The following is a 13,084-nucleotide window of genomic DNA, read 5'->3' on the forward strand; positions in this document are numbered from 1 at the left end:
CTACCGGGTTACTGACCTTAGCCAAACTCCGAATGCCGGTAAGTGAGAGCGCGGCAGTGAGACTGTGGGGGATAAGCTCCATGGTCGAGAGGGAAACAGCCCAGAGCATCGACTAAGGCCCCTAAGCGTACGCTAAGTGGGAAAGGATGTGGAGTCGCAGAGACAACCAGGAGGTTGGCTTAGAAGCAGCCACCCTTGAAAGAGTGCGTAATAGCTCACTGGTCAAGTGATTCCGCGCCGACAATGTAGCGGGGCTCAAGCGTACCGCCGAAGTCGTGTCATTGCAGTACATACCCCCAACGGGGACTGTGATGGGTAGGGGAGCGTCGTGTGCCGGGTGAAGCAGCCGTGGAAGCGAGTTGTGGACGGTTCACGAGTGAGAATGCAGGCATGAGTAGCGATACACACGTGGGAAACGTGTGCGCCGATTGACTAAGGGTTCCTGGGTCAAGCTGATCTGCCCAGGGTAAGTCGGGACCTAAGGCGAGGCCGACAGGCGTAGTCGATGGACAACCGGTTGATATTCCGGTACCCGCTTTGAAACGCCCAATATCGAGCCCATTAATGCTAAGGCCGTGAAGCCGTCGGGTGCGTCTTCGGACAATCTCGGAGTGGTGGAGCCGCCGGTCCAAGGTGGTAGTAGGTAAGTGATGGGGTGACGCAGGAAGGTAGTCCAGCCCGGGCGGTGGTTGTCCCGGGGTAAGGGTGTAGGCCGTGTGGTAGGTAAATCCGTCACACATTGAGGCTGAGACCTGATGCCGAGCCGATTGTGGTGAAGTGGATGATCCTATGCTGTCGAGAAAAGCCTCTAGCGAGTTTCATGGCGGCCCGTACCCTAAACCGACTCAGGTGGTCAGGTAGAGAATACCGAGGCGTTCGGGTGAACTATGGTTAAGGAACTCGGCAAAATGCCCCCGTAACTTCGGGAGAAGGGGGGCCACGTCTGGTGAGGGAATTTACTTCCTGAGCTGGGGGTGGCCGCAGAGACCAGCGAGAAGCGACTGTTTACTAAAAACACAGGTCCGTGCGAAGCCGTAAGGCGATGTATACGGACTGACGCCTGCCCGGTGCTGGAACGTTAAGGGGACCGGTTAGCTCCATTTCGGTGGGGCGAAGCTGAGAACTTAAGCGCCAGTAAACGGCGGTGGTAACTATAACCATCCTAAGGTAGCGAAATTCCTTGTCGGGTAAGTTCCGACCTGCACGAATGGCGTAACGACTTCTCGACTGTCTCAACCATAGGCCCGGTGAAATTGCACTACGAGTAAAGATGCTCGTTTCGCGCAGCAGGACGGAAAGACCCCGGGACCTTTACTACAGTTTGATATTGGTGTTCGGTTCGGCTTGTGTAGGATAGGTGGGAGACTGTGAAGCGGCCACGCCAGTGGTTGTGGAGTCGTCGTTGAAATACCACTCTGGTCGTGCTGGATGTCTAACCTGGGTCCGTGATCCGGATCAGGGACAGTGTCTGATGGGTAGTTTAACTGGGGCGGTTGCCTCCTAAAGAGTAACGGAGGCGCCCAAAGGTTCCCTCAGCCTGGTTGGCAATCAGGTGTTGAGTGTAAGTGCACAAGGGAGCTTGACTGTGAGACCGACGGGTCGAGCAGGGACGAAAGTCGGGACTAGTGATCCGGCGGTGGCTTGTGGAAGCGCCGTCGCTCAACGGATAAAAGGTACCCCGGGGATAACAGGCTGATCTTCCCCAAGAGTCCATATCGACGGGATGGTTTGGCACCTCGATGTCGGCTCGTCGCATCCTGGGGCTGGAGTCGGTCCCAAGGGTTGGGCTGTTCGCCCATTAAAGCGGTACGCGAGCTGGGTTTAGAACGTCGTGAGACAGTTCGGTCCCTATCCGCTGTGCGCGTAGGAGTCTTGAGAAGGGCTGTCCCTAGTACGAGAGGACCGGGACGGACGAACCTCTGGTGTGCCAGTTGTTCTGCCAAGGGCATGGCTGGTTGGCTACGTTCGGGAGGGATAACCGCTGAAAGCATCTAAGCGGGAAGCCTGCTTCGAGATGAGGACTCCCACCTCCTAGAGAGGGTAAGGCTCCCAGTAGACGACTGGGTTGATAGGCCGGATATGGAAGCCAGGTAACTGGTGGAGTTGACCGGTACTAATAGGCCGAGGGCTTGTCCTCAGTTGCTCGCGTCCACTGTGTTAGTTCTGAAGTAACGAACTCGCCTTTTGCTGGCTGGTAGTTCGATATCTTCATAGTGTTTCGGTGGTCATAGCGTTAGGGAAACGCCCGGTTACATTTCGAACCCGGAAGCTAAGCCTTTCAGCGCCGATGGTACTGCAGGGGGGACCCTGTGGGAGAGTAGGACGCCGCCGAACAATCATTGACCTCAACCCCCGGACAACGTCCGGGGGTTGAGGTCTTTTTGCGTTGAGGAGAAGGCGGCGGTATGCGCGGATCCGGGTCGGGCATGGGAGACGTTCCTCCTGATTGCTCGTGTGATCCGTCTACCCATGGGTAGGGGCGGGCCTTACGCTGTGCCGCCATGACGGATGCGCGGTTGCGGCGTGGGCGGGGATCACTGGCGTTCGGCTTCTTCGCGCAGGGGGTGACCTTTGCGCTGCTCGTGACCCGTATCCCGGCGATTCAGGACCGGTACGGGATATCCGACGGCCTGCTGCCGGTGTTCCTGGCGGCCGTGCCGATCCTGGCCGGTGTCGGCAGTGTGGCGACCGAGAAGCTTGTGGCGCGTGTGCGGCCAGGGGTCGTGCTGAGGTGGTCGCAGCCCGTGGTGCTGCTGGCGCTGCTGGCGGTCGGTGCCGGTGCGGAGATGTGGCAGCTGGCGCTCGCCCTGGGGGCGTTCGGGCTGGCCGTCGGTGCGCTGGACGCGTCCATGAACATGCTCGGGGTGAGCCTCCAGCAGGCGTACGGGCGCAGCATCATGCTCGGCTTTCACGCCACGTACAGCCTGGGCGGGATCGTGGGGGCGTCGCTCGCGTGGGCGGGGGCGCACTGGGATCTGGCGCTGGTGGTGTCGTATCTGCCGGCGGTGGCGGTGCTGCTGCCGGCCGCGCTCGTCGGGAGCCGGTGGTACGTGGACGCGGAGCGCCGGGAGGGCCGGGCGGGTCTGGAGGAGGGGCCGCGGGCTCCGGCGGTCGCGTTCTCGGTGTTGCTCCCACTGTGTCTGGTGATGACGTTCGCGTACATCGGGGACTCGACCGTCTCCAACTGGAGCGCGAAGTACCTCCAGGACGTACTGGGCAGCTCGGAGGAGCTGGCGACCGTCCCCTACAACGCCTACATGGTGACGACGCTGCTCGGGCGTGCCGTGGGGGATCTCGGGGTGCGGCGCTTCGGGGCGGTCGCGGTCGTGCGGTGCGGGACGGTGCTGGCCGCGGGCGGGTTCGCGGTGGTGGCGGTGGCACCGGGCGCATGGGTGGGGCTCGGGGGGTTCACGCTGCTGGGGCTCGGGCTGTGCGTGATCGTGCCGCAGACGTTCGCGGCGGCGGGGCGGGCGTTTCCCGGGGCGGCGAGTGATGTGGCCGTGGCCCGGGTGAATGTCTTCAACTACGTGGGGTTCGTGATCGGGTCGCCGCTCGTCGGCGCGCTCGGGGACGCGTGGAGCTACCGGGGCGCGATGCTCGTCCCGATGGTGCTGGTCCTGGTGACGCTCGTGTATGCCCGGTCGTTCGCGACGGAGTCCGACCGATACGGTGGCGTGCATGAGCGGCCGCGCACTGTTGATGTGGGACGAAGCGGTAACGAGGTATGACTTCGGGCCCGACCATCCGATGGATCCCGTACGGCTTGCGCTGACCATGGGGTTGGTGCGGGCGTACGGGCTGGACCGCTCGGTGGACGTGGTGGCGGCGAAGCCGGCCGGGGAGTCGACGCTGCGGCTGGTCCACCGCGAGGACTATGTGGCCGCCGTGCGTGCGGCGTCCGAGAACCCGAGGGCGGCGGACCAGACGTACGGGCTGGGGACGATGGACGACCCGGCCTTCGCCGGTATGCACGAGGCGTCCGCGCTGATCGCGGGCCAGTCCGTGGGGGCGGCGGAGGCCGTGTGGCGGGGGGAGGCCGAGCACGCGGTGAACTTCGCGGGCGGGCTGCATCATGCGATGCCGGGCGCCGCGTCGGGGTTCTGCATCTACAACGACGCGTCGTTGGCGATCGCGCGGCTGCTGGAGCTGGGGGCGGAGCGGGTCGCGTACGTGGACGTCGACGTGCATCACGGGGACGGGGTGCAGGCGGCGTTCTGGGACGACCCGAGGGTGCTGACGATCTCGCTGCACGAGCACCCGAGCCTGCTGTTTCCGGGAACGGGATGGCCGGAGGAGACGGGCGGCTCGGGGCCGGGGGAGGGCTCGGCCGTCAATGTGGCGCTGCCTGCGGGGACGGGCGACGAGGGGTGGCTGCGGGCGTTCCACGCGGTGGTGCCGGAGCTGCTGGCGGATTTCCGGCCGCAGGTGCTGGTGACACAGCACGGGGCGGACACGCACTTCGAGGACCCGCTGGCGCATCTGGCGGTGTCGCTGGATGCGCAGCGGCTGGTGCAGGAGGCGTGCCACGCGCTCGCGCATGAGTGCGTCGAAGGCGGGCGCTGGGTGGCGCTCGGCGGCGGGGGGTACGCCGTGGTGGATGTTGTGCCGCGGTCGTGGACGCACCTCGTGGGGATCGCGGGGCATGCGCCGGTGGACCCGGAGTCGGAGGTTCCGTCGGCATGGCGCGATGAGGTGTACGCGCGTACGCGGCAGTTGGGGCCCGGGCGGATGACGGACGGGCGGACGCCGCAGTGGCGGGCGTGGGAGTCCGGGTACGACCCGGCGGACCGGCTGGACCAGGCGGTGCGGGCGACGAGGCGGGCCGTGTTTCCGCTGCGGGGGTTGCTGGCGTAGCGGACGCAGGGTCGCTGCGCTCCGCCGGACGCCTCGGAGAGGCTCTTGATTACGCCAACTGTGCGCATTTGCCGGGGTTTTGGCTCGCTCGCTGCGGGGGTGCGGGAGCATCGGCACGTGGTGAGCAGGGGAGCGTTGCGGGCGCATTTGTTGGCGTCGAGGCTGGCGGGGCCCGTGGCCACGTCCAGGGAGGAGAGTCTGCGCAGCTATCGGCTGTTCGCGGCGCGGGATCCGCGGGTGATGCTCGGGCTCGATCCCGAATGGGCGTGGGACGAGCGGGACTTGATCGCGTTGATGGCCGACAAGTGCGGGGTTTCGGGTGACCCCGGCCATGTGTCGGGGCCGGATGTGATCGACCCCGAGAGGACGTTGAGCGGGCTCGACGCGTTCGCAGAGCGGCTCGGAGATGCGGCCGGGCGGCAGGCTCCGGTGCTGTTCGGGACCGGGCACCCGCATCGGCTGCTCGGGTTCTACGCCGAGCTGGCAGACGCATTGTCGGCGGCGGGCTGTCCCGTACTCACACCGGCGCAGGGGCGATGTGTCGACATAACGACCCGGTTCGGCGTACGTACGTACCACCTCGACTACGTACGACGGGTCGCGCTGATACGGGAGCCCGGGGCGGCGGACCCCGCCCACCATGCCGGCGTACATACCCACTCACCCCTACCGATTCGGGTCGCACTGGACGGGCTGGCCGAGGCCGGCTTGCCGCTGCCCGCGCTGGTCGTGGGGGACCACGGCTGGGTCTGCGGGGCAGGTCAGCTGGGGTTCGACGCCATAGGGCTGGCCGATACGGACGACCCGGCGCTGTTCGTCGGCGAGGCCGAGGGGCGCGTAGCGGTCACCGTTCCGCTTGATGACGCCGTGCGGTCCGATTACTACCGGCCGCTAACTCGCTATGTAATCAATCGAGCGTGTCTGTCACAGTAGACGGCCGATGGCTGCTCCTCTTCCCCACTCGCATCACCCGCCCCTAGTCTGGGGAGTGAGCGCACAGCGACGAAGAGTCACCGGAGGGGAAGCCGGTGTGCGTCGCGTGCGGAAGGTACAGGTGGGTCATGGCTGCTGCTGGCGAGAGGCCTCTCAACGAGGTCAAGTTCCTGACCGTGGCGGAAGTCGCCTCGGTGATGCGCGTGTCGAAGATGACCGTGTACCGCTTGGTGCACAGCGGTCATCTGCCGGCCATCCGGGTGGGAAGGTCCTTCCGGGTTCCGGAGCAAGCGGTTCACGAGTACCTCCGCGAGTCCTTTGTGGGGGTCGAGTCCGCCTGAGGCACCCCTCGGATTACGAGCTCGGAGCTCGGGCCGGTAGGCTAGGCCGACGTAGGTCGTGTGGGCCCAGACGCCCCGCACCGAGTGAAGAGAAGTGAGCGAGGGTAGTCGTGGGCTCTGTTATCAAGAAGCGGCGCAAGCGGATGGCTAAGAAGAAGCACCGCAAGCTGCTCAAGCGCACGCGTGTTCAGCGTCGCAACAAGAAGTAAGCGGCGGCTGTCCGTGAACGGCGCGGCCCTTCCACCGGTATTCCGGTGGAAGGGCCGCGGTGCGTTTCGGGGCCGTCCATTCCGGAGTCCGTTCCGCGGTGCGTCGTACGGCGTTGGGGGCAATGAGCCGTGAAGACTGTCCTGCGGTCATCACAGCGCAACATCAACCCGCTACGGTGACGCCTAGGGGAGAACCGAACGGAAGGCGCTGATCTTGGGCAAGGTCGTGCTCGTCACCGGTGTGGCCCGGCAGCTCGGGGGCCGCTTCGTCCGTCGCATCCAGCGGGACCCCGAAGTGGACCGGGTGGTCGGCGTCGACGCGGTGACCCCGGAGCACGGACTCGGCGGCGCCGACTTCGTCCGCGCGGACATCCGGCAGCCGGCCATAGCGCGTGTGCTGGCCGAGCACGGTGTCGACACCGTCGTCCACATGGACGTCACCGGCACACCACTGGGATCGGGCGGCAGGGCCTCGGTCAAGGAGACCAACGTCATCGGCACCATGCAGCTGCTCGGTGCCTGCCAGAAGTCGCCGACCGTCCAGCGGCTCGTCGTCAAGTCCAGTACGAGCGTGTACGGCTCCGCTCCCCGCGACCCGGCCGTGTTCACCGAGACCACCCCGCCCAAGTCCCTCCCCAGCGGCGGCTTCGCCAAGGACGCGGTGGAGGTGGAGGGGTACGTACGCGGCTTCGCCCGCCGCAGGCCGGACGTGGCGGTGTGCGTGCTGCGGTTCGCGAACATCCTCGGACCGCGCGCCGACTCCCCGCTCGCCGACTACTTCTCGCTGCCGGTCCTGCCGACGGTCTTCGGATACGACCCGCGGCTCCAGTTCGTCCACGAGGACGACGTCATCGACGTCCTGCGGATCGCCTCCCACGAGCCGCGCCGCGGAACCCTCAACAGCGGCACGTTCAATGTCGCGGGCGACGGGGTGCTGCTGCTGTCGCAGTGCTCCCGGCGGCTGGGCCGTCCGACGGTGCCGGTGCTGCTGCCGGCCGTCACCTGGGTCGGCTCCGCGCTGCGTACGGTCGGCGTCACCGACTTCTCCCCCGAGCAGATCCGGCTGCTCACCCATGGGCGGGTGGTGAGCACGGTCCAGATGCGCGAGACGCTCGGCTTCACCCCCGCGCACACGACCGCGGAGACCTTCGCGGAGTTCGCGCACAGCCGCGCGCCCGGGCTGCTGCCACCGGAGGCCGTGGCCAGAGCGGTGGACAAGATCGCCGCACTGCCCGAGGCGGCGGGCTGCGGAAAGCGCAGTGCGGACGGCACGGCGGACACGGCGGCGGACACCGCGGCGCGTCCTGCCTCGACCAGCACTCACAGCGCCGGATAAGCCGGATAAGGAGCGCAAGCAACAATGGCGGACGCCAAGGTCATTCCGTTCGACGACGACCGGTCACGTGCGGGCGCGTCGCAGCGTCCGTTGCGGCGACGCTCGGGGGCAGGCAGGCGCAAGACCTCTGCCGACGCCGTTGCGGTGCGCGAGGTGCCGGTCGGCGCGGTGCCCGGACAACCTGACAGAGAGCTGCCCGGTGCGGTGGGCAGCGGCACGGCATCCCCCACGAGCGCCCGCGCCGCGCGCGAGGGTGCCGCCCCGGTGTGGGGTGCATCGGGCCAGGGCCATGAGCACGGCGAGGAGCAGCCGGACGAGGCGCGTGATTCAGGTATGCAGGAGACGGGCGGCGAGTCCGGCCGGGGCAACTGGGACCGGCGTATCGCGGGCGGTCTGTCGTTCCTGCGGCGCCGGCTCACCGGGGACTACGAGGTCGACGAGTTCGGCTACGACAAGGAGCTCACCGACCAGGTGCTCATGTCGCTCGTGCGCCCCCTGTACGACAAGTACTTCAGGGTCGAGGTCAAGGGCATCGAGAACATCCCGTCGCACGGCGGGGCGCTCGTGGTGGCCAACCACTCCGGGACGCTGCCGCTCGACGGGCTGATGATGCAGGTCGCTGTGCACGACAATCACCCCGCGGACCGCCATCTGCGGCTGCTCGCCGCGGACCTGGTCTTCGTGCTGCCGGTGATAAACGAACTGGCGCGGAAGGCCGGTCACACGCTCGCCTGCTCGGAGGACGCGGAGCGGCTGCTTCAGCAGGGTGAGGTCGTCGGGGTGATGCCCGAGGGCTTCAAGGGCATCGGGAAGCCCTTCAGCGAGCGCTACAAGCTCCAGCGCTTCGGGCGGGGAGGCTTCGTCTCCACGGCGCTTCGGGCGGGCGTACCGATCGTGCCGTGCTCGATCGTCGGGGCGGAGGAGATCTACCCGATGATCGGTAACGCGAAAACGCTCGCGCGCGTGCTGGGGTTCCCGTACTTCCCGATCACACCGACCTTCCCCTGGCTGGGGCCGCTCGGGGCGGTGCCGCTGCCGACGAAGTGGACGATCCAGTTCGGGGAGCCGATCCCGACGGACGGCTATCCGCCGGAGGCGGCGGAGGACCCGATGCTGATGTTCAACCTGACCGATCAGGTGCGCGAGCAGATCCAGCACACGCTGTACAAGCTGCTGGTGCAGCGGCGGTCCGTGTTCTTCTGACGGGCCCAGGAAGGGAGAAGGGAGGTGGGGATACGCTCCCGGGCGTATCCCCACCTCCCTTCCGTCAGCTGTGTACGGAGTACGGACCTAGTCGTCGTTGTCGTCGTGCGTATCGATTCCGAAGCCGGGGAGCAGCCCCGGCAGCAGCGGCGGGATCGTGATGTCCGGCGTGGGGGCCGCTGTGCCCTGGCCGACCGGGAGCGACGGCGACGCGCTGTTCTGCGGCGGGTCGAGCAGGCCGCCCGTGTTGCCTCCGAGCAGACCGTCGTCCTCCGCCGCGCCCGAGCCGGACGGGTGGGGCTGACTGCCGGGGACCGTGCTGCCCGCCGCCGGCGCGGACGCCGACGGGTGGTCCGTACCGAACGAACCGGATGAGCTGCTGGAGCTCCCGGGGGACGAGCCGGGCTGCTGTGGGCCGTCGCTCCCCTTCTCGGGAGTGGCGGGCAGCAGCGACTGGAGCGGCCGGACCTCCTGGTCTATGGCGTCGAAGACCGAGTTCACCTCGTCGCTGACGTCGGTGAGCTGCTGCGGGAGCCGGTCCCGCAGCCCGTTCCACATGTCTCGGTGGGAGCGGGAGAACGAGGACAGGGTCGCGATGGGGCCGAGCGAGCCGTCCCGTTCGTACGCCTGGTGGAGCAGCCGGTGGCCCTCGCCGGCGTCGTGGCGCACCGCGGTCAGGGCGCGCCGGACCTCGCCGAGCGACTCGTGGTCCAGCTCGCCGGCCCGGCCGCGCTCCATGAGTCTGCGGGCCTCGCTGAGCCTGGTCGACGCCTGGTCGAGGTAGAGCCCGCCACGGTCCGCGTCGTCGTCGGCCATGCCGAGCTTGAGGTCCTCCATGCCCCGCTTCAGCCCGTAGAGCGAGTCACCCGGGAGCGCGTCCGAACTGGCGGCGGCCACCCCGCCGAAGGCCCCCGCGGCCACGCCCACGGTGAGCCCGCCGGCAGCGATGCCCTTGGACCAGCGGGAACGCGGGCGCAGTTTCCGGAGCGGGGACGCCCGGTGGGCGCCGCGGCCGGAGGTGCGTCGTTGGTCCGGGACGGTGGGGCCCCGGGACGCACCCCCTTCAGGGGCCGTGCCCTCGCGGAACATGGCCTCCATGGCGGCGACGAGCTGGGCTCGCTGCACCACTTTGACCTCGGGGTCCAACTCGGGCTTCGGCAGCTCACCGAGGCCGTTCGCCAGGGCCAACAGCCGCCCCTGTTCGGCCGGTTCGGCCGAATCCTCGGGCTGCTCGGCCGCCGCGCCCCGGAGCGTCTGATCCTCCAGGGCCTGGGCGAAGGCGTTCGCCCGCCGGTGTGCCGAAACGTTCGCGATCACTGGCGGCACCTCCTCTCGTCATGACGGTCGACTCCCCGGGAGGTCCGGAAGGTTGCACACCTTGAGCACATCCACACGAAAGAGTGATGAGCCGCGGGCATGGCGTGACCACAGGGAGCCTGCATTCCGCACAACGAGCGGTTCGGCAGTTGGGTTACGCGCGAAGGATGATCGGACCAGTGCGTCATCAGCCGCTCACGATGGGTGAGTTGGAGGTACAGGACAGCGTGGGGGGCTGGTTCGCGTGGGGGGCCGGTGGGTCAGCGGGCATCGTCGGGGAGAAGTCTCGCCAGAGTTCGGACGGCACGGTATTGCAGGGTCTTGATCGCACCTTCGTTCTTGCCCATCACTCGGGCGGTCTCGGCCACCGACAGCCCTTGCAGGAAGCGCAGCGTGACGCATTCCTGCTGCTGCGGATTGAGCTTGCGGACGGCCTCCAGCAGCGCCGCGTTCGAGAGCGACTCGAGCACCGAATCCTCGGGGCTGCGCTCGACCTCGTTGGCGTCGAGCATCTCGCCGGTGGTCACTTCCAGTCGGAAACGGCTCGACTTGAAATGGTCGGCGACCAGATTGCGGGCGATGGTGACCAGCCACGCTCCGAAGTCGCGGCCCTGCCAGGTGAAGGTGGAGATGCGGCGCAGGGCGCGCAGGAAGGTCTCACTGGTGAGATCCTCCGCCGTCGCCTTACCGCCGACGCGGTAGTAGATGTAGCGGTAGACCGTGTCGCTGTACTGGTCGTAGAGGCGGCCGAAGGCCTCGGCCTCGCCCGCCTGGGCGCGCTCGACGAGCTCCATCATGCGGGCGCTGTCGCTGTCCGCGCTCGGTCGGCGGGCGGTGGTCGAGGTGCCCGCGCGGCCACCCCGTCTTCCCACTGCCGCGCCGCCGTCCGCCAGGGCGTAGCAGGGGCCGGCAGGGCCGAGGGCGGCAGGGCTCGGCGCGGCGAAAGCGGGGACGGCGTACGCGGTGGGGACGAAGCCGCGCAAGTGGTCGAGGACCGTTGCGCGCAGCGTAGCCAGGCCCGAGGCGTCAACCCCGACGTGTGGGTACACGGGACTCCCAGAGGCAGAGCTTCCATCACGAGCAGTGCGGGACCGTTCACTCGTCGTGGCGACGTGTGGGGTCCTTAATGCGTCTGAGGAGAATAACGCTTCGTACAGGCAGTGCTACACCCAGTTGCTCAAATCATCGATTCCGTCGCTTCTGTTACGGCAAAGCGGCGGATCAAGTAGCAGATTGTGATCGATTGCTGATCGGATTACTTCGTGGTCTGTTTCGGCCCGTGATGGGTTGTGCTCATGTGCCCGTATCCGGACTGGCGGGGGACGCGGGCGGGTAGGAGGGCCGGAATGCGGCGTGTCGCTTCCGTGTGCGGGAAGACGCGGGAAGGTGAGCCACCCGCTCGCACAGACCTACGACGGGGTGTACGGCAGCGGCGAGGCGTACGTCAGCGGCGGCGGCGGTGCAGGGCCACTGCCGCGGCAGTGCCGCCCGCCAGTGCGCCCACGCCCGCGGCGGCCGGGATGCCGACCTTGGCCGCCTTGCGGCCGGTGCGGTAGTCGCGCAGCCGCCAGTCGCGCTCCCGCGCGTGCTTGCGCAGCTTGGTGTCCGGATTGATCGCGTACGGATGCCCGACCAGGGAGAGCATCGGGATGTCGTTGTGCGAGTCGCTGTACGCCGCGCAGCGGGCCAGGTCCAGGTTCTCGGCCGCCGCCAGGGCGCGCACCGCCTCGGCCTTCGCCGGGCCGTGCAGCGGCTCCCCGACGAGCTTGCCGGTGTAGACGCCGTCGACCGACTCGGCCACGGTGCCGAGCGCACCGGTCAGGCCGAGCCTGCGGGCGATGATGGTCGCGGTCTCGACGGGTGCCGCGGTGACCAGCCAGACCTTCTGGCCCGCGTCGAGGTGGGCCTGGGCGAGGGCGCGTGTGCCGGGCCAGATGCGGTCGGCCATGTACTCGTCGTAGATCTCCTCGCCGATGGACATCAGCTCGGAGACGCGGTGTCCCTTGACGATGGAGAGGGCGGACTCGCGGACGTCCTGCATGTGGTCCGGGTCCTCGACGCCGGCGAGCCGGAACCAGGTCTGCTGCCAGGCGAACCTCGCCAGCTCGCGGCGCTGGAAGAACTTCCGCTTGTACAGGCCCCGTCCGAAGTGGAAGATCGCGGCGCCCTGCATGACGGTGTTGTCGAGGTCGAAGAAGGCTGCGGCCCGGACGTCCCCGACGACGGGGAAGTCCGGCTCCTTCTTCTTCGCCTCGCCGGCGTCCCGGTCCTCGGCCTCGGCGTCGAACTGCATCGAGGTCTTGCGGGCTGCCTCGGCGGCGGCCTCGCCGGCGAGGACGCTCCGGGCGGTGGCGGAGCGCCTACGGGGGGTGAGCCATCCCAGTGCGGCCATGGCGTGAGCATAGCCAGTCAGTTCGGAACTTCCCGACTCACGGGGATGCCATGGCGTGAACTCTGGGCGGCCGGATTGTTAAACCCGGCCGTTCGGGCACGGGATGGGCCCGGCCGAGGGGGCGGAGAATGGGGGGCATGAGTCCTCTGCTGCGGCGCACGAAGAAGAAGGCCGGCGAACGGGTCGTGACCTTGATCGGAAAGCCCGGGTGTCATCTCTGCGACGACGCCCGGGCCGTGATCGAGGAGGTGTGCGCCGAGACCGGCGCCGCGTGGGAGGAGAAGGACATCACCCAGGACGAGGAACTGCACAAGGCCTACTGGGAGCAGATTCCGGTCGTCCTGGTGGATGGTGAACAGCACACCTTCTGGCGCGTCGACGCAGGCCGGCTGCGCCGCGAGCTCATGGCCTGAGCGCAGGGGCCCCGCGGTCCGGGCGCGAGCTGGGGTGTGGACCCGAAAGGCGGTTACCATCGTGGGCGTTTTGTTGGGGTCTCGGG

General features: G+C 67.7%; 11 protein-coding genes and 2 rRNA genes (1 of these 13 cut by a window edge). 10 read left to right on the forward strand and 3 right to left on the reverse strand.

What is annotated here, in order from left to right; translation table 11 throughout:
* The 9 genes from KK483_RS20395 to KK483_RS20435 all read left to right on the forward strand — a co-directional run.
* Positions 1 to 2,137: ribosomal RNA gene (locus tag KK483_RS20395) — 23S ribosomal RNA — on the forward strand; it begins 982 nt to the left of the window's first position.
* Positions 2,138 to 2,217: 80 nt separating this feature from the next.
* Positions 2,218 to 2,334, forward strand: a 5S ribosomal RNA gene (rrf, locus tag KK483_RS20400).
* 167 nt (positions 2,335 to 2,501) lie between these two features.
* Positions 2,502 to 3,728, forward strand: a complete 1,227-nt coding sequence (locus KK483_RS20405) for an MFS transporter (RefSeq protein WP_262006643.1) — start codon at positions 2,502 to 2,504, stop codon at positions 3,726 to 3,728.
* Positions 3,679 to 4,854 carry an acetoin utilization protein AcuC gene (locus tag KK483_RS20410; protein ID WP_262006644.1) on the forward strand — a complete coding sequence of 392 codons (1,176 nt, stop codon included), beginning with the start codon at positions 3,679 to 3,681 and terminating at the stop codon, positions 4,852 to 4,854. The genes KK483_RS20405 and KK483_RS20410 overlap by 50 nt, the downstream gene beginning before the upstream one ends.
* 117 nt (positions 4,855 to 4,971) lie before the next feature.
* Positions 4,972 to 5,787: a phosphatase gene (locus tag KK483_RS20415; protein WP_262006645.1), complete on the forward strand. Its 816-nt coding sequence runs from the start codon at positions 4,972 to 4,974 to the stop codon at positions 5,785 to 5,787.
* 128 nt (positions 5,788 to 5,915) lie between these two features.
* Positions 5,916 to 6,128: a helix-turn-helix domain-containing protein gene (locus KK483_RS20420; RefSeq protein WP_242329139.1), complete on the forward strand. Its 213-nt coding sequence runs from the start codon at positions 5,916 to 5,918 to the stop codon at positions 6,126 to 6,128.
* 110 nt (positions 6,129 to 6,238) lie between these two features.
* The gene (locus KK483_RS20425) at positions 6,239 to 6,337 is read left to right on the forward strand and encodes a 30S ribosomal protein bS22 (protein ID WP_003948845.1); all 99 of its coding nucleotides are present in this window, start codon (positions 6,239 to 6,241) and stop codon (positions 6,335 to 6,337) included.
* Positions 6,338 to 6,551: 214 nt separating this feature from the next.
* Positions 6,552 to 7,673: an NAD-dependent epimerase/dehydratase family protein gene (locus tag KK483_RS20430; RefSeq protein ID WP_262006646.1), complete on the forward strand. Its 1,122-nt coding sequence runs from the start codon at positions 6,552 to 6,554 to the stop codon at positions 7,671 to 7,673.
* A 24-nt stretch (positions 7,674 to 7,697) separates the two neighbouring features.
* Positions 7,698 to 8,876 (forward strand): lysophospholipid acyltransferase family protein, encoded by a 1,179-nt coding sequence (locus KK483_RS20435; RefSeq protein ID WP_262006647.1) that lies wholly within the window; start codon positions 7,698 to 7,700, stop codon positions 8,874 to 8,876.
* Positions 8,877 to 8,963: 87 nt separating this feature from the next.
* Here the strand turns inward: KK483_RS20435 and KK483_RS20440 are convergent, their stop codons facing one another.
* The 3 genes from KK483_RS20440 to KK483_RS20450 form a co-directional block, all read right to left on the reverse strand.
* On the reverse strand, positions 8,964 to 10,193 hold the full coding sequence (locus KK483_RS20440; protein WP_262006648.1) for a DUF5667 domain-containing protein: 1,230 nt from the start codon (positions 10,191 to 10,193) through the stop codon (positions 8,964 to 8,966).
* Between the two features lie 260 nt (positions 10,194 to 10,453).
* Entirely contained in the window at positions 10,454 to 11,242 is a 789-nt protein-coding gene (locus KK483_RS20445; RefSeq protein WP_262006649.1) for an ECF subfamily RNA polymerase sigma factor, BldN family, read from the reverse strand.
* A gap of 395 nt (positions 11,243 to 11,637) precedes the next feature.
* The gene (locus KK483_RS20450) at positions 11,638 to 12,585 is read right to left on the reverse strand and encodes an HAD family phosphatase (RefSeq protein ID WP_262006650.1); all 948 of its coding nucleotides are present in this window, start codon (positions 12,583 to 12,585) and stop codon (positions 11,638 to 11,640) included.
* Positions 12,586 to 12,722: 137 nt separating this feature from the next.
* Here KK483_RS20450 and KK483_RS20455 point away from each other — a divergent pair, with 137 nt between their 5' ends.
* Positions 12,723 to 12,998 (forward strand): glutaredoxin family protein, encoded by a 276-nt coding sequence (locus KK483_RS20455; RefSeq protein WP_262006651.1) that lies wholly within the window; start codon positions 12,723 to 12,725, stop codon positions 12,996 to 12,998.
* Positions 12,999 to 13,084 lie beyond the last annotated feature (86 nt).

It is taken from the genome of Streptomyces sp. FIT100 (assembly GCF_024584805.1).
In the GTDB taxonomy this organism is placed as follows: domain Bacteria; phylum Actinomycetota; class Actinomycetes; order Streptomycetales; family Streptomycetaceae; genus Streptomyces.

Excerpts from the sequence above, each read along its gene's own strand:
- KK483_RS20450 (WP_262006650.1), bottom strand. The coding sequence starts at position 12,585 with ATGGCCGCACTGGGATGGCTCACCCCCCGTAGGCGCTCCGCCACCGCC.
- KK483_RS20410 (WP_262006644.1), top strand. The coding sequence starts at position 3,679 with ATGAGCGGCCGCGCACTGTTGATGTGGGACGAAGCGGTAACGAGGTAT.
- KK483_RS20435 (WP_262006647.1), top strand. The coding sequence starts at position 7,698 with ATGGCGGACGCCAAGGTCATTCCGTTCGACGACGACCGGTCACGTGCG.
- KK483_RS20455 (WP_262006651.1), top strand. The coding sequence starts at position 12,723 with ATGAGTCCTCTGCTGCGGCGCACGAAGAAGAAGGCCGGCGAACGGGTC.
- KK483_RS20420 (WP_242329139.1), top strand. The coding sequence starts at position 5,916 with ATGGCTGCTGCTGGCGAGAGGCCTCTCAACGAGGTCAAGTTCCTGACC.
- KK483_RS20405 (WP_262006643.1), top strand. The coding sequence starts at position 2,502 with ATGACGGATGCGCGGTTGCGGCGTGGGCGGGGATCACTGGCGTTCGGC.